The organism is Neisseria sp. CP9 (assembly GCF_047758525.1).
In the GTDB taxonomy this organism is placed as follows: domain Bacteria; phylum Pseudomonadota; class Gammaproteobacteria; order Burkholderiales; family Neisseriaceae; genus Neisseria.
Window position 1 is genome coordinate 429,489 of sequence record NZ_CP180502.1, and the last position, 15,852, is coordinate 445,340.

General features: G+C 46.9%; 12 protein-coding genes and 2 tRNA genes. 3 read left to right on the forward strand and 11 right to left on the reverse strand.

Annotated features, from left to right (window positions below; genetic code table 11):
• Window positions 1-131 precede the first annotated feature (131 nt).
• From ACMYUL_RS01965 to ACMYUL_RS01980, 4 genes are all read right to left on the reverse strand, one after another.
• Window positions 132-979 (reverse strand): IS630 family transposase gene (locus ACMYUL_RS01965; protein ID WP_415771798.1). Its coding sequence is split into 2 segments (ribosomal slippage): window positions 132-664 and window positions 664-979, totalling 849 coding nucleotides; the frame shifts between segments, so codons are not numbered across the junction.
• A gap of 534 nt (window positions 980-1,513) precedes the next feature.
• The gene (locus tag ACMYUL_RS01970) at window positions 1,514-2,374 is read right to left on the reverse strand and encodes a phosphoribosylaminoimidazolesuccinocarboxamide synthase (protein WP_070513985.1); all 861 of its coding nucleotides are present in this window, start codon (window positions 2,372-2,374) and stop codon (window positions 1,514-1,516) included.
• Window positions 2,375-2,541: 167 nt separating this feature from the next.
• Window positions 2,542-3,972 carry a calcium-binding protein gene (locus ACMYUL_RS01975; protein ID WP_246830425.1) on the reverse strand — a complete coding sequence of 477 codons (1,431 nt, stop codon included), beginning with the start codon at window positions 3,970-3,972 and terminating at the stop codon, window positions 2,542-2,544.
• A 588-nt stretch (window positions 3,973-4,560) separates the two neighbouring features.
• Complete coding sequence (locus tag ACMYUL_RS01980; RefSeq protein WP_246830426.1) at window positions 4,561-5,148, reverse strand: LemA family protein; 588 nt, start codon at window positions 5,146-5,148, stop codon at window positions 4,561-4,563.
• Between the two features lie 585 nt (window positions 5,149-5,733).
• On the opposite strand from ACMYUL_RS01980, the gene rfbD reads away from it, so the two are divergent.
• Entirely contained in the window at window positions 5,734-6,600 is an 867-nt protein-coding gene (rfbD, locus tag ACMYUL_RS01985) for a dTDP-4-dehydrorhamnose reductase (protein ID WP_070513990.1), read from the forward strand.
• Between the two features lie 303 nt (window positions 6,601-6,903).
• Here rfbD and ACMYUL_RS01990 read toward each other — a convergent pair whose 3' ends face one another.
• The 3 genes from ACMYUL_RS01990 to ACMYUL_RS02000 form a co-directional block, all read right to left on the reverse strand.
• Window positions 6,904-7,698, reverse strand: a complete 795-nt coding sequence (locus ACMYUL_RS01990; RefSeq protein WP_342031943.1) for a Cof-type HAD-IIB family hydrolase — start codon at window positions 7,696-7,698, stop codon at window positions 6,904-6,906.
• Between the two features lie 176 nt (window positions 7,699-7,874).
• Window positions 7,875-7,949 (reverse strand) — tRNA-Glu (locus ACMYUL_RS01995).
• Between the two features lie 13 nt (window positions 7,950-7,962).
• Window positions 7,963-8,039 (reverse strand) — tRNA-Arg (locus ACMYUL_RS02000).
• 118 nt (window positions 8,040-8,157) lie between these two features.
• On the opposite strand from ACMYUL_RS02000, the gene ACMYUL_RS02005 reads away from it, so the two are divergent.
• Window positions 8,158-9,570 (forward strand): 3'-5' exonuclease family protein, encoded by a 1,413-nt coding sequence (locus ACMYUL_RS02005; RefSeq protein ID WP_070513994.1) that lies wholly within the window; start codon window positions 8,158-8,160, stop codon window positions 9,568-9,570.
• A 145-nt stretch (window positions 9,571-9,715) separates the two neighbouring features.
• On the opposite strand, the gene ACMYUL_RS02010 is transcribed toward ACMYUL_RS02005, so the two are convergent.
• From ACMYUL_RS02010 to hemA, 3 genes are all read right to left on the reverse strand, one after another.
• On the reverse strand, window positions 9,716-10,474 hold the full coding sequence (locus tag ACMYUL_RS02010) for a tetratricopeptide repeat protein (RefSeq protein WP_083299301.1): 759 nt from the start codon (window positions 10,472-10,474) through the stop codon (window positions 9,716-9,718).
• Window positions 10,475-10,566: 92 nt separating this feature from the next.
• Window positions 10,567-11,166, reverse strand: a complete 600-nt coding sequence (locus ACMYUL_RS02015) for a Maf family protein (RefSeq protein ID WP_070512660.1) — start codon at window positions 11,164-11,166, stop codon at window positions 10,567-10,569.
• A gap of 98 nt (window positions 11,167-11,264) precedes the next feature.
• On the reverse strand, window positions 11,265-12,518 hold the full coding sequence (hemA, locus tag ACMYUL_RS02020) for a glutamyl-tRNA reductase (protein ID WP_415771803.1): 1,254 nt from the start codon (window positions 12,516-12,518) through the stop codon (window positions 11,265-11,267).
• A gap of 235 nt (window positions 12,519-12,753) precedes the next feature.
• Here hemA and cysI point away from each other — a divergent pair, with 235 nt between their 5' ends.
• On the forward strand, window positions 12,754-14,508 hold the full coding sequence (cysI, locus tag ACMYUL_RS02025) for an assimilatory sulfite reductase (NADPH) hemoprotein subunit (protein WP_070656683.1): 1,755 nt from the start codon (window positions 12,754-12,756) through the stop codon (window positions 14,506-14,508).
• 213 nt (window positions 14,509-14,721) lie between these two features.
• Here cysI and ACMYUL_RS02030 read toward each other — a convergent pair whose 3' ends face one another.
• Window positions 14,722-15,681 (reverse strand): siderophore ABC transporter substrate-binding protein, encoded by a 960-nt coding sequence (locus tag ACMYUL_RS02030; protein ID WP_415771805.1) that lies wholly within the window; start codon window positions 15,679-15,681, stop codon window positions 14,722-14,724.
• Between the last annotated feature and the right edge of the window lie 171 nt (window positions 15,682-15,852).

The window sequence follows — 15,852 nt, forward strand, 5'->3', positions numbered from 1 at the left end:
ACGACCTTTTTAATCTTTCCAAAGCACCAACTTGCCTTTAGCAAATGAGCAAGAATTTGAACAAGATGACGAAGTTACGAACCGTAGAGATGAGGCTCATACTTTACCCTCTCAGAAATTCTTTTTTATAGTCAATTAAAATCAAAATAGGACAGTAACGCATCGTCAAATCGGGCGTAATCAGACAATACGGTTCGCAGATACCGCTTAATATTCGCCCACACCTTCTCAATCGGGTTGAGCTCAGGTGAATAAGGTGCAAGAGGCAATACCTTATGTCCCCATTTTTCCGCCATTTCCCGTAAGACACCCATACGGTGAAATCGCGCATTATCTAAAATAATCACCGATTTTTGAGTCAATGCGGGCAGTAGGCATTGCTGAAACCACGCTTCAAAAAAGACTCCGGTCATCGTATTTTGATAAACCATCGGAGCAATCAGCCGGTTGCCGACTTGTGCGGACACCAGAGATAAGCGTCGGTATCTTTTCCCACTTATCTGCGCTTTCACTATTTGCCCTTTCAGGCTGCGGGCATAGGGGCGGAACAGGTAGCGGTCAAATCCTGTTTCATCCAAATAAACACGTTGGTAGTCGGAAAATTCGGCCGGCTGTGTCAAATAATGCGTTACTTTGGCCGGGTCTTGTTCTTTGTAAGTGGTGGTCTTTTTTTGCGCGTCATCCCCATCTGTTTGAGTGCATAGCAAACGGCGGCTGCCGTACAATCAAAATGTTTGGCGATTTCATGCAGATAGGCATCCGGGTGTTGCCCAACATATTGAGCCGGTTTTTGCCTATCCAATTTGACGGCATTTAGACCGGTAACTTGATGTTTTAGGCTGCCTGTTTGTTTTTTAAGGCGAATCCACAGGTAAAGCGTGTTTCTTGACAAGTTAAACGTCGCTGCGGTTTGGCTGATGTTTTTGCATTGTTCGTAATAGTTTAAAGCTTTGTTTCTTAAGTCCGCAGAGTATGCCATGGTTAGACCTTAAAAGTTGAGTATTGTACTATTTTATTTTTAATTGACTATAAATTTAGACGGCAACTCTGATTCGAATTTCATTCATCTCTCCAGCTCATGCAATATTGCGGCACATTTTAAACAATACAAAAAACTAAAGACCGTCCGAAAAATCGGGCGGTCTTAGATATTGGTAGGAATTTCAGCATTATTCCTTAGCGTGCTTTCGGTGTAGTCGGTGCAACTGGTTTTCCAGTGAACGAAGCACGTTTTGCGGCTTGAAAGATAGCCAATCGTCTACGATGTTGCATCATTATTTCCTTTCTTTTTCTATTATTTGGATTATTCCCGGTTCTATAAACCGGATGCCCTATCTATACCATTTATTTTTTCAAATAAAATATAGTACAGTTATTGTGAGATGCTATGGAGGACATCATAAATACTTTATCCGTTGATGAACAGAGGATTTTTGTAAATTTATGATTTTATTCTTTAATCGGAAAATAAAAACGGACTGACCTGATTTGCCACAGCCAGTCCGCCTTTATATTATTCCGTCAATAAATTCAATGCTTCCCGATATTTATCAACTGTTTTCTGAATAACATCGCTAGGGACGTCCGGTGCCGGAGCTTTTTTGTTCCAACCGCTTTGCTCCAACCAATCCCGAACAAATTGCTTGTCAAAAGACGGCGGATTGGTGCCGACTTGATATTGGTCAGCCGGCCAAAAGCGGCTGGAATCGGGCGTCAGCACTTCATCCATCAGGGTTAATGTACCGTTTTCATCCAGCCCGAATTCGAATTTGGTATCGCATATGATGATACCGCGTAATTTTGCATATTCTGCGGCTTCCGTGTAAAGCTGAATCGCTTTAGCGCGTACCTCAGCCGCCAGCTCTTTACCGATAATGCGTTCGCATTCTTCAAAACTGATATTTTCATCATGATCGCCGACGGCAGCCTTGGTGGACGGAGTAAAAATCACTTCTGGAAGCTGCTGCGCTTCTTTCATCCCTTCAGGAAGTTTGATGCCGCAGACAGAACCGTTTTTTTGGTAATCTTTCCACCCGCTGCCCGCCAAATAACCGCGCACAATCGCCTCTACTTTGACAGGAGTCAGTTTCTTGGCGACAACCGCACGTTTCTCAATGGCTTTGGCTTCATGTTCAGGCAACACGTCATAAACCGTGTCACCGGTAAAATGATTGGGCATGATATGCGCCAGTTTTTTAAACCAGAAATTGGAAATCTGCGTCAGGATTTCTCCTTTACCCGGAATCGGATTGTCTAAAATCACGTCAAATGCAGACAGTCGGTCTGACGCAACCATCAACATGCGTTTGCTGTCGATTTCGTATAAATCTCGCACTTTTCCGGAGTAAATCTTTTTCAAGCTGATTTCGGACATTTCGGGTTTCTCCCTTCGCTGACTCGGTTTAAACAGGATTCCGTTATTTTATCCGAATTTGGATTTTTGGGTCAGATTGTTTACAAAATAGGTCGTCTGAAAACGTTTTGCACGGATGCAGACGCTTTCAAACGACCTTATCAATCCTAAGTATAGCTAATCAGAGATTAGATGCTAGGAACTTGGGTTTGTTGTTGGATACTGTTTACAGCTGACAGAGAGTAGTAATCGCCATGACCGGTTACTTCGTAAGTGCTGCCATCGGCAAACTTGAAGTTTTCGATTTTGTGGTTGTTACCGGAGAACCAGTCGTCAATGGTAACAGTGTCACCGCCGCCGACAGATACGGTCAGGCTGTTGCCTGTTTTGCTCAACAACACGTCGGAAGCAGAAATACCTTTGCCGAATTGCAGGGTATCGTTACCGCTTTCGTCTTGGATGGTGTCGCGACCGTAACCTTTATCGAAGAAGTAGGTATCGTCGCCGGTACCGCCGATCAGGACATCGTTGCCGATGCCGCCGTCGAGGTAGTCGTTACCGTCTTTACCAACCAGGCAGTCATCGCCTGCCAAGCCGTACAGGTGGTTGTTGCCGGAGTTGCCGTTGATGTCGTTGTTCAGAGCGTTACCGGTACCGTTGATGTTGCCGGAACCTTGCAAGAACAGGTGTTCAACGTTGTCAGTCAGGGTGTAGTCGATTACGCTGCGAACGGTATCGATACCGCCGTTAGCATTACCGTATTCGATAACTTGGTCGCCTTTGTGGTCAACAAAGTAAACGTCATTACCGTCACCACCGCGCATGATGTCAGCGTCAGAACCGCCGTTCAGGTAGTCATTACCGTCACCGCCTTGCAGGTAGTCTTTACCGCCTTGACCGTACAGGGAGTCACCGTTGTTGTCACCTTGCAGAGTGTCGTTACCGTCACCACCGTAAATCACGTCAGCACCGTCGCCACCGTAGATAACGTCATCACCGCCTGTACCGTAAATGGTATCTTTCTTATCAGTACCTACGGTTTTGGTCAGACCGTCTTTATCTTTGGTTGAACCATCGACATGGATGATGTTACCCGGATTTTTGTCGTCATGGCCGTAAGTATTTTGTTGGTTTTGGTCATCAACGCAATCTTTGCAGTCTTTGTCGTTAGGTTTAGGCTGCGGTTTTGGTTGTGGTTTAGGTTGCGGTTGAGGTTGAGGTTGAGGTTTAGGCTGCGGCTGAGGTTGTGGCTGCGGCTTAGGTTGGGGTTGTGGGTGGGGTTGAGGCTGTGGTTTTGGCTCAACCGGTGGGCAGTAAGGATCAACATGCTTCGGAGGAACCGGTTTTGGAGCCGGTTTAGGGTAATAAGGTTTACCCGGGTTACAGTTGAAATCGATGATGATGCATTTGTACGCAGGTTTCGGCGGAGGGCAGTAGGCGCCATGACCGAATTTGCCGTGAGGCATTTTGAAGCCGTGTGAAGAACCGTAGTTATGGAAACCGCCTTTGTAACCGAAACCGCCATGGCTCGGTGGGCAGTAAGGATTGTACGGTTTGACCGGAGGGCAATATGCGTTGAAGTGGCCTTTGGATGAGTAGCCGCCATAATGATAAGTCATAATAAATCACTCCCAGAATATAATTAAGAAGCATAGGCCTTTTGACAAAAATACAGACCAGCCAAACTGCCTACATTGTTATTTTAGTGATATTTCGCAGAAAACTTACATTCTCATCACCAACGGTATAAATTTAGGATAAGTGGAAACTAATTTTTCCATGAGAATGAACAATATTACATTGGAAACTACCTTTATTATTTCCTCAAAAATGCAATATTATGATTATTTTAATCAAATGAAAAAACAATACGCAATTGAAATATTATTCATATATTTCAATGGTTTTTTAAAAATTGCTAGTTTTTACTCAATTCTGCTTGGTTTTAATTAAATTGGAAATCTTCCTTCCTTCCTTACCTATCAATACTTTATCGTTTTACCAGCCATTTTGACATCTGAATATAATTTAAATATTTTTACACTAAAATTTTATCTTTACAAATCAAACAGATAAATCAGAAAATTATACCAATCTTGATTAATAAACAATAATTCGTTGCAAAATGACAAAAGGGTCGTTTGAAACTGCATATTTTCAGACGACCCTTTTGGGTACCACTCAAATCCATTGGCTGCTAAACTGTATCAAAATTGCACCCGTTGCGCATTGGAAATTTCACGTTCATTCTCAATACTGAAATTTGCCCTTACATACTGCCCGAAAAGTTTCGCGGTCATACTTTGCGGGAAACGCCTCAACGTAGCGTTATAGGTGCGGACAGCCTGAATATAGTTATTCCTTGCTTGATTAATCCGGTTTTCCGCCTCTTCAAGACGCGTAGTCAGACGCTGATAATCCAAGCTTTCCGCCAAAAGCGGATAATGGTCTGAAATCAGTGTCATTTGCGTCAAAATTCCGCTCAATTCTCCCTGAACCTCCTGAAAACGCTTCAATTTCGCCGGGTTGGCAGCCTCCTCCAAATTCAGATTCATACGGACCGCCCGACTTTGAACGTCAGACAACTTGAACAAAATATCCTCTTCAGGGCCGGCATACGTCTTAACGACATTCGATAAATCGGACACCAATGCCGAACGCTGACCGTATTGCTTCATCACTTCCACCCAAGCATGTTTGATATCCTGTGCTTGAGCATGCATCACATAATAGCTGCGCCCGACAATACCTATTACCAATGCGACCAATACTATCGGACACCATTTTTTCCACATCAACCACATACTCCGTGAATATACTCAACATTGCTTACCGTATTTAGTTTTCAGACGACCCCAATCTTCATAAGAGGTCGTCTGAAAACCACCAAACAGTATATCGCTAAGCTACCCTTACCCAGATAAAAATCAAACAAACAAAATTATTTTCAGATAATCGGTATCGCTGCGAAGTTTGCACTATAATATATCGGGCATTGACAGATTCCCTACCGCATCGGATTTTTATTATTCCTCTTGCAAAAATCAGCATGATTTCAGGGTTAAATCCGCTTTCCATCTTTTTCGAAAACAGGCGGGGTCGTCTGAAAATAGAAAATGGGAAGCATCTTCTGCCTTCATTTCTACGCAAGGATGATGCAGTAAAGGCGTCCCAGCCTGAATTTGCAAAAGGGTTATTTCACAAAATGGTCTTATTGGCGGGTCAAACATCTGCCCAACCGTCTTCCAATCTGTTTTGTCTTGAATGTACTGTTTCAGCGTTCCCGAATAATGAATTCGGACGCTTGCCCAAATCGTTCCAATTGCCGTCCTTTTAATCCGGCAATACTTTTTTAAAACTTTCAAACGAGGAGACACCCTATGCGAACCCTGTTAACCGGTTCAAAAGGACAATTGGCGCGTTGCTTTCGCGACCGCCTGCCTGAAAATTGGGAATTGATTGCCACAGATTCGACATCCTTGGATATTACAGATACCGAAGCCGTTCGCAATATGGTTCAAAACTTCCAACCCGACGCCATAGTCAATGCAGCGGCCTTTACCGCAGTCGATAAAGCAGAGGCCCATGTCGGCACCGCATTTGCCGTCAATGCCACCGCCGTCCACAACCTCGCCTCTGCCGCCCGCGCCTGCCAAGCCCGCTTTATCCATATCTCTACAGACTATGTGTTCGACGGCACAAACAAGACCCCATACAAAGAGCAAGACTATACCAACCCGCAAAGCGTGTATGGGCGCACTAAAGTCTCAGGCGAACTACTCGCCTTGGCAGCCAATCCGGACAGCGTCATCATCCGTACCTCATGGTTATTCAGCGAATACGGCAACAACTTTGTCAAAACCATGCTCCGACTGGCAGGAGAAAGAGACAATCTCTCCATCGTCCATGACCAAACAGGCTGCCCCACCTACGCCGGCGACCTCGCCCAAGCCATCATTACATTGCTGCAACGACCCGTCGCTCCACGGGGTATTTACCATTATGGCGGCAACAAATCGGTAACATGGTATGAATTTGCCCAAGCCATTTTTCAAACGGCTCAACAACACGACCCACAGTTCAAAATTCCGCAACTGAACGCGATTACGACCGACCAATACCCCTTACCCGCCCTGCGTCCTGCTTACAGCATTATGGACTGCCAAAAAATTGAAAACGAATGCGGCATCAAGGCATCCGATTGGCAAAAAGCGTTAAATGAAATCATCGGCAAACTGGATAACTAATCAACACCCTCTGCCGTATAAAACAAAAGACCGCAACAAACGAAGCAGTCTTTTGTTTTACTCAGGATATACTGGCAGTAGAACAGAAATGCCGTATCACCATTATCAACCCTTTCTCGTAAGGTCGTCTGAAATTTCAGACAACCTTAGTGGATTAAATTTAAATCAGGACAAGGCGACGAAGCCGCAGACAGTACAGATAGTACGGAACCGATTCACTTGGTGCTTCAGCACCTTAGAGAATCGTTCTCTTTGAGCTAAGGCGAGGCAACGCCGTACTGGTTTAAAGTTAATCCACTATATTTATTCGATAACGCCCAATTCCTGCAATCCCCGCAACACCCCATCCTCGTCCACGCTTGGACATACAAATTTTGCCACAGCCTTTGCCTCAGCTTCCCCATTGCCCATTGCCACCCCGAATCCGACAGTAGACAACATTTCCAAGTCGTTGAAGCTATCGCCAAATGCCATAACATCCTTCATTTCAATCCCCAGCTTACCTACCGCATGAGCAATTCCTCTTGCCTTAGAACCTTCAGCACGGAGCATATCCAAAGCAGATTCATGCCAACGAACCAATTTAAACCCGTTTTGTTGAATTTCATCTTCAATGGCACGTTCTTGATTTGAATCTGCAAAGATCAGCATTTGATACACTTTTGCGCGCTGAAAATATTCTTTATCCACCAAATAATTGGGGAAAATATGCGCTAACGTATCTTTGATAAGTGATGAAGAACGGGAAACTGCGATTTCATTGTTATTCACGAAGGCGTAATCAATCTTTTTATTGTCCAACAACGCGCATATTTCCATCATATTCGCAGAGTCCATCGGATATTCCTGCAACACTTCCCCGTGAAACGACGTATATTGCCCATTAATGGTCACCAACATATCGATTCCGCTTTCACGGATAAGCTCCCGCACTTTTTTCGGAATAGCCGCAGGAGGACGACCTGTTGCAATCGCAGTCAATATCCCCTTCTCTTTCAATGCCATCATAGCTTGATGAACTGAAGGTCTTAGCGTATCGGTATATTTTTGATAGAGGGTATCATCAATATCGAAGAAGATAATTTTCGGATTTTTCATAAGCAGGCAAACAAAAGTTTCATCATTTCAAAGTTCGACTATTGTACCGCCAACCTAATCAAAAAAATATCTGGTTGATATATCTAAACATTTATGACCACAAACAACCAGAGTTTTATCTTTTTCGGAGATACAAAAAAGACAAGCCCCTGAAAAATCAGGGGCTTGTCAAAATCTGGCACGCCCACGGGGAATCGAACCCCGGTTACCGCCGTGAAAGGGCGATGTCCTGACCGCTAGACGATGGGCGCAGAAATTTTCTATTGGCGCACCCGGAGCGATTCGAACGCCCGACCCTCTGGTTCGTAGCCAGATACTCTATCCAACTGAGCTACGGGTGCACTGAAAGAAAGATTCGAATTATATTTTCCCATACAGGGCTTGTCAAGGGTTTTCTTGGATAAACGACAGGCAAAGTGTAGAATACTGCCCTGTTGTGTGAATTTTCAGGAATTTAGAATGTTTCATCTTTCTCGCTGGTTGAGATTATCGGAAGCTTTTACTCGATTGAAGCGACCTGTTGTGGTCGTTGATTTAGAATCTACCGGCGGCAATCTGTATCAAGACAGGGTGACGGAAATTGCTTTTCTGCGCTTTGAAAACGGCCGGGTAGAACATTACGAACAATTGATCAACCCGGGGAAGCCGATTCCTGAATTTGTCATCCAACTGACCGGCATTACCAACGAAATGGTGGCGCAGGCTCCCGCTTTCGACCAAATTGCCTCCGATATACTGCCTTTGCTTCGCGGGGCATTGATCGTCGCACACAACAGCCGTTTCGACTACACCTTCCTGCGTCATGAATTTTGTCGGGCAGGCATTGATTTTGCCGCTCCGGCGTTGTGCACTGTCCAACTGTCCCGCCGCCTATACCCTCAATTTTATAAACACAATCTTGACAGCATTATCAGCAGGATGGGTATCCAAACGGACGAGCGGCATCGTGCATTGGCAGATGTTTTGGCGCTTGCCGATTATTTGGAACACAGTCTGAAAGAGAAAACCTCGGAAGAATGGGACAATCACTGCCGCGCTCTGATGAATCCGAAAATGCTGCCGACGCAGCTATCCGATTCTTTAGCTGCAAAACTCTATTCATTACCTGATACCGAGGGCGTGCTGGTGTGGTTTGACCATTCAGAAAAAGTGTATTCCTTAGAGGCGTATGAAAAAACGTATAGCGAAATCGCCGCCCTACTCCACAGCAAAGAAGGCTTGCACTATATTCAAAATGCCGCAGATGTGAAATTCATCCCCGCAGTAGGGAGCCTGCATGCCTTGTGGTTGAAAGCGCAGGTTATGCAGGAATATCAAGAGGAGTTATCTGCACCATTTCCCCTCAAGCAACTGAATCCCAAAACATTTATGACCGTTAAGTTCATCCCCGACGAACATGGCGTACTGAAGGCACGAATTGTGCCGCTAGACAACGGCAGCAGCACCACCCGCCCTTACGGTTTGTTTATCCACAAAAAAGCGGCAAAACGCGCATTGAACATCTGGGCGCAAGAACATAATTTCTGTCCCGATGCCTTAAACATTTTGCCGGTCAGTCATGCAAAAGGAACGTCATGTCCCGTACATGCCGTCGGAAAATGCGATGGAACATGCCATAAAGGTGACGGAATCGAAGAACAAAATACCCGAATTCATGCCATGGCATCCAAGCTGCCTGTTGCCGACTGGGGGAAAGTGCATGAAGTGGAAATCACGGAAACAGACGAATTATCAGGCCACAGCGTCATCATGCGCTGCGCCGGAGGCGCTTTAGAGCTGCCGAACGGACACTGGTATTTCGACAACCTGCTGCCGTCTATATTAAAAATTAAATTCAAACGAGACAGACAAAACATCCGCGTTATCGCTTGAGTAATTGACGTAAGTGGACAAACAAAGAGGTCGTCTGAAAACCAAGTTAGCGTTTTCAGACGACCTTTTATCATGACTGAGAATTATCCAAATCTACGGTTTATCACAGCTGTTTCAAATACAAAACCTCAATCCGTCATAAGATTTATTGAGCTATTCTTTTGGATACTCGAGAAGGAATAGAGACGTTCTCCCCCTTGTTATTTATTTGAGAGAGGTATTTTTTATAAAAGATTTTCGCATTTCGTTTATCTTTTGAATCCCAATACGCATCTGCAAGATTTAAGTATGCAACAGTTCTGTCTGGGAATGCCTTAATAATTTTATGTAAGAGATATATTGCAGGTTTGTAATTGTTATGATTACTAAGATAAAATGCAATATTATTATAAGTTGTAATATTTTTCTGATTCATCGGATATCTGCCTAGATACCAATCCATTCTACTTTTGTCTATATCAAAATCCGAGTAATTTTTAACATACTCTTCTAAATCGTCTAATGTATTTTCAACCGCATAAAACGTTCTACATTTCTCACCATGCATCTTTAAAACAGCCTGCCTATCATAATCTTTTATGGGCTTATGGATATTTTTTCTGCACTCTAAAGATTTAACGTCAAAGTCTTCCTTATACAGACTAATAGTTTTTAATTTATCTAAAATTAATAACTTCCCAGTCTTTTTGATGTAATATTCTTCATAAAATCTTCCGCCAAAATCATCAACACTAACGACAATAAAATCGCCCTCCTCATAAGAGGTAATATTTTCCTTCTTTACGTCACTAAAAAAATTATTTATTTCAATCGATTGCCTTTTATCTCCAATTTGTTCGTAATTATTGGCGCTTACTGACACAGGAAACAGCATTATTAATAAATACAAACCGATTTTTTTCATTTTCTTTTTACTCTTTCTAAATCTACAAAATACAGCCATAAAGACAAACAAAGAAGATTGATGGTTTTTACTGCAACTGAGCAGCCCGAATCTCAGAAAAAAGGCGGAACAGACAACTCAAATTGCTTCAATAAACCGACGGTTTCATAAACGGGCAGCCCCATCACGCCGGTAAAGCTGCCTTGCAAATGCTCGACAAACATGCCTCCCAAGCCTTGGATTCCGTATGCACCGGCTTTATCCATCGGTTCGCCGCTTTGAATGTAAGCGGAGATTTCGTCATAGGATAAGGTTTTGAAACGCACATCACTGGTTTGTAAGACGCTGCGCGTTTCGCCTTGCCAATAAACGCATACGGCGGTCAGCACTTGATGGGTTTGCCCTGACAGCCGCCCAAGTATTGCGGCGGCATGCTCTTTGGTTTCGGGTTTGCCGAGGATATGGTTTTGATAGGCAACGGTAGTATCAGCGGTCAGAATGGGAAATTCGGGCGGCGTATCATGTTTTGCAAACCATTGCGCAACGGCAGCGGCGTTCTTTTCGTTCGCCATACGCTGAACATAATCGGCGGCATTTTCGTCAGGAAACGGCGTTTCATCGATATCGGCGGGAATGCGTTGAATTTGGTAGCCTAAGTTTTCAAGGATTTCACGGCGGCGCGGGCTGCCGGAGGCGAGATAAAGTGTCTGCATAGTAGGGATAGTTTTCAAGGAAATTTTGGGATTTAACCGATAAGGCAGATAAACATACGGAAAGGTCGTCTGAAAATTTCAGACGACCTTTCTAATCGTTAATCGTGTTGATCCAATTGATAAATTTGGGCAACAGCATCGACCAGATTACTGTTTTCCGAGCCGGCTTTATTGAGGGTTTGAGTGGGCGAGTGGAGGAGTTTGTTGGTCAGTTGGATAGAGAGCCGCTCCAGCACTTCTTCCGCCGATGCGCCTTTGGCAAGCTGTTTCATCGCATTTTCCAAAACCTGCCTGCGGGCGCGTTCGCCTTCGTCACGCAGGGCGCGGATAAGTGGGACGCTTTGGCGGCTTTGTTGCAGGCGGACAAACTCGCCAACCTTCTCTTCCACCATGGCTTCGGCTGCGGCAGCCGCTTTTTGGCGGGCTTCCTTGCCGTTTTGAACGATGCCCATCATGTCGTCGACGGTGTAGAGATAAGCGTCATTCAACTCCCCTACTTCGGCTTCGATATCGCGCGGAACGGCAAGGTCGAGCAGGAACATGGGCATATTGAGACGCAGGCGCAAGGCGCGTTCTATCATGCCTTTGCCAACCAAAGGCAGCTGACTGGCGGTAGAGGAAACGACGACATCGTATTCGTGCAAGATATCGGGCAACTCTGTCAGCAGACAAGGCTCAGCATTCAGTCCGAGTTTGTCGCACAACTCTTGGGCGCGCGGCAAAGTACGGTTGGCAACGGTAATGAGTTTGGGATTTTTGGCGGCGAAATAGGTGGCGACCAATTCAATCATTTCGCCCGCGCCGATAAATAGAACGTTCAGGTCGCCGATATCGGGAAAAATCTGCTCGGCAAGCTTGACGGATGCGGAAGCCATCGAAACGGAATTCTCGCCGACAGCGGTGTCGGTACGCACTTCTTTGGCAACGGCAAACGTTTTTTGAAACAATGCATTGAGGTTGGTATTGATGCTTTCTTGCTCTTGTGCGACACGCACGGCATCTTTAATCTGTCCCAAAATCTGCGGCTCGCCCAATACCATGGAATCCAATCCGCAGGCGACGCGGAAAGCGTGGCGGATGGTTTCGTTGTTGTCCAAGGTATAAAGATAGGGGCGGATTTCTTCGGCGGGCAGGTTATGATATTGCGCCAGCCATTCGATGATTTGCTCGGTTTCGCCGACGCAGTAAAGCTCGGTGCGGTTGCAGGTCGATAGAATTACTGCCTCCTTCGCTGCTTTGCTTTGAGCAAGGTTGCGGACGGCTTCGGGCAGGCTTGCTGCGGCGAATGCCAGCTTCTCGCGTATACTCAAAGGCGCAGTTTGGTGGTTGAGTCCGACGGCGGTAAGTTGCATGGGATAAGGTGGGAGAGATGGTATGTGTCGGCGGGTATTATAGCTTAACTTGACTTTGAAATGAATGTGTTGGCTTCCAAACAAACAGTGCGATTGGCAAAATTTAGATTACTTGGGGTCGTCTGAAAACATCAGATTCATATAACGAAATCATCTTTAAATCGAACAAACCATTCTTTCCCATTTTCAGACGACCTGATTAAAGTAGCTCCAAACTGAGAATAAGGAGCACCCTATGACTACTACCGCCGACCCGCGCGCCAAGCTGCCCGATACCCCGCTTTCCGGCAACGAAGCCCTGAAAGACCGCAGCGACTATCTGCACGGTACCATCAAAGACGATTTGACCGACGACTTTACCGGCGGCTTTACCGCCGACAATTTCCAGCTCATCCGTTTCCACGGCATGTACGAGCAGGATAACCGCGACATTCGCGCCGAGCGCACCGACCAAAAACTCGAACCCTTAAAAAACATGATGTTGCGCTGCCGCTTGCCCGGCGGCATCATCACGCCGGCACAGTGGCTGGGCATAGACGAATTTGCCGGCGACCACACCATTTACGGCTCTATCCGCCTGACCAACCGCCAAACCTTCCAATACCACGGCATTTTAAAAACCGATTTGAAACTGGCGCACCAGTCCCTGCACAAACTCGGCCTCGATTCCATCGCCACCGCCAGCGACGTCAACCGCAACGTACTTTGCACCAGCAATCCCGTCCAAAGCCCGCTGCACCAAGAAGCCTACGAATGGGCGAAACGCATCAGTATGCACCTTCTGCCGCGCACCATGGCATACGCCGATGTCTGGCTGGACGGCGAAAAAGTGTTCACCACCGAACCGACCGAGCCGCGCAACAAAGAAATCGCCGACGATGTCGAACCGATTTTGGGCAAAACCTACCTGCCGCGCAAATTCAAAACCGCCGTCGTCATCCCGCCTGACAACGATGTGGATATCCATTCCAACGACTTAGGCTTCGTCGCCATCGAAGAAAACGGCAAACTTGTCGGCTTCAACGTCCTTGTCGGCGGCGGGCTGTCCAGCGAACACGGCAACACCAAAACCTACCCCAACACCTCCTACGAATTCGGTTTCGTCCCCCTCGAATATACCCTCAACGCCGCCGAAGCCGTCGTCAGCACCCAGCGCGACTGGGGCAACCGCAGCGACCGCAAAGCCGCGCGTACCCGCTACACCCTCCAGCGCGTCGGCGTCGAAGTGTTCAAAGAAGAAGTCGAAAAGCGCATGGGCATCAAGTTCCAACCCATCCGCCCCTACGCCTTCACTCATCGCGGCGACCACATCGGCTGGGTTAAAGGACTCGAAGGCAACTGGCACCTGACCCTGTTCATCGAAAACGGCCGCCTGCTCGACTACCCCGGCAGACCGTTGAAAACCGGCGTGCGCGAAATCGCCAAAATCCACCCGGGCGACTTCCGCCTGACCGCTAACCAAAACCTCGTTGTCGCCAACGTTCCGCCAGAGCTGAAAGACACCATAGACAAAATCGCCAAAGAACACGGCTTAATCAGCAAATCCATCACCATCCAGCGCGAAAACTCCATGGCATGCGTTGCCCTGCCAACCTGTCCGCTGGCAATGGCGGAGGCCGAACGCTTCCTGCCGTCGTTTTCCGACAAAATCGACGAAATGTTCGCCAAATACGGTTTGGAAGACGAATACATCGTTTTGCGTGTAACGGGTTGTCCCAACGGCTGTGGCCGCGCCATGCTCGCCGAAATCGGTTTGGTCGGCAAAGCCGTCGGCCGCTACAACCTCTACGCAGGCGGCAACCGCGAAGGCACCCGCATCCCACGTCTCTTTAAAGAAAACATCACCGAACCCGAAATCCTCGAAATCGTCGACGGCTGGGTCGGCAACTGGGCGCAAAACCGCCTCGACGACGAAGGCTTCGGCGACTTCGCCATCCGCACCGGCATCGTCAAACCCGTCCTCGACCCGCCGCGCGATTTTTGGGCTTGAAAACCTGTTGGCAGATTAAGAAACGCAGTTGTATAGTGGATTAAATTTAAATCAGGACAAGGCGACGAAGCCGCAGACAGTACAGATAGTACGGCAAGGCAAGGCAACGCCGTACTGGTTTAAAGTTAATCCACTATAAATCAAAAAGTCGTCTGAAAACCCGCAATGCTTGTTTTCAGACGACCTTTTGATTGTTCAAAGCAACTTGTTTGCTTATTTCGCCGCATTAAACGCGTCGGTAACCTGCTTGGACGCGTTCAGCAATTCTTGCGCGCCGCCCGCCGCCAAGTAGGTTTCGGGAACGAGGTAAACCACTTGTCCTTTTTTCCATGCGGTCGTTTCGGCGACCAGCGGGTTGTTCAACACGTCTTTCGCCGCCTGCCCTTCCTCGCCGATGGCAGCGCTGCGGTCGAGGACAAACAGCCAATCTGGATTTTTCTCTTTCAGGTATTCGAAGCTGACGGGCTGACCGTGGCTGCCTTCTTTGATGGCTTCGTCAACGGCTGGAACGCCGATGTCTTTGTGCAGCCAGCCGCCCAGTCGTGAAGACGGGCCGAAGGCGGACATTTTTCCACCGTTGACCAGAATCACCAAACCTTTGCCTTTACCTTGCGCGGCGGTTTTCGCGGCTTCGAAAGATGCGTCGATTTCGGCTTTCAGCTTGTCGGCTTCCGCCTGTTTGCCGAAGATTTGCGCCAGCGCGTCGATGCGCTCTTTGGCACTTTCTTTGAGGTTGGCGGTATCAGCGGTCATCTCGATGGTCGGCGCAATGGCGTTCAACTTGTCAAACGCTTTGGCTGCACGGCTGCCGATGATGATGAGCTGCGGTTTGTAGGCGTTAAGCGCTTCGTAATCCGGCTCGAACAGCGTACCGGCAGGTTTCGTTGTTTTGTAATATTCGTCCAAATAAGGCAGCCGGTTTTTATCGACAGACAAACCGGTTTTCACGCCCAATTTGCTTAACGTGTCGAGCATACCCAAGTCATAAACGGCGATGCGTTCGGGATTTTGCGGCACTTTCGCGTCGCCGCGCGTCGTTTTGACGGTCAAGCCCGCGCCTTCGGTTTGGGTTGCGGAAGCGGTTTGGGCATTTTGGTTGGAAGCGGAATCTTTCGGCGAACACGCACCCAAGGCAAGGGCGCAGCATACGGCTAAAGCAGTCAGGCGTAACATGGATTCTCCAAGCAGATAGAAAACGAAAATATGGAAAAGGCCGTTTGAACAAAGGATTTAAGGGCTTTCAATCAAAAAGCCGAACGTTCAGACGACCTTTACGGTTTGATGTTACCAAATTTAATCAATAACAATTATCGTTTATTTTATTAGATATAAAAGAGACTGTCT

Coding starts and splice junctions, on each gene's coding strand:
- ACMYUL_RS02010 (WP_083299301.1), bottom strand. CDS start 10,474: ATGAAAAAAATCGGTTTGTATTTATTAATAATGCTGTTTCCTGTGTCA.
- ACMYUL_RS01975 (WP_246830425.1), bottom strand. CDS start 3,972: ATGACTTATCATTATGGCGGCTACTCATCCAAAGGCCACTTCAACGCA.
- ACMYUL_RS01990 (WP_342031943.1), bottom strand. CDS start 7,698: ATGAAAAATCCGAAAATTATCTTCTTCGATATTGATGATACCCTCTAT.
- ACMYUL_RS01980 (WP_246830426.1), bottom strand. CDS start 5,148: ATGTGGAAAAAATGGTGTCCGATAGTATTGGTCGCATTGGTAATAGGT.
- rfbD (WP_070513990.1), top strand. CDS start 5,734: ATGCGAACCCTGTTAACCGGTTCAAAAGGACAATTGGCGCGTTGCTTT.
- ACMYUL_RS02005 (WP_070513994.1), top strand. CDS start 8,158: ATGTTTCATCTTTCTCGCTGGTTGAGATTATCGGAAGCTTTTACTCGA.
- ACMYUL_RS02015 (WP_070512660.1), bottom strand. CDS start 11,166: ATGCAGACACTTTATCTCGCCTCCGGCAGCCCGCGCCGCCGTGAAATC.
- cysI (WP_070656683.1), top strand. CDS start 12,754: ATGACTACTACCGCCGACCCGCGCGCCAAGCTGCCCGATACCCCGCTT.
- hemA (WP_415771803.1), bottom strand. CDS start 12,518: ATGCAACTTACCGCCGTCGGACTCAACCACCAAACTGCGCCTTTGAGT.
- ACMYUL_RS01970 (WP_070513985.1), bottom strand. CDS start 2,374: ATGTCCGAAATCAGCTTGAAAAAGATTTACTCCGGAAAAGTGCGAGAT.
- ACMYUL_RS02030 (WP_415771805.1), bottom strand. CDS start 15,681: ATGTTACGCCTGACTGCTTTAGCCGTATGCTGCGCCCTTGCCTTGGGT.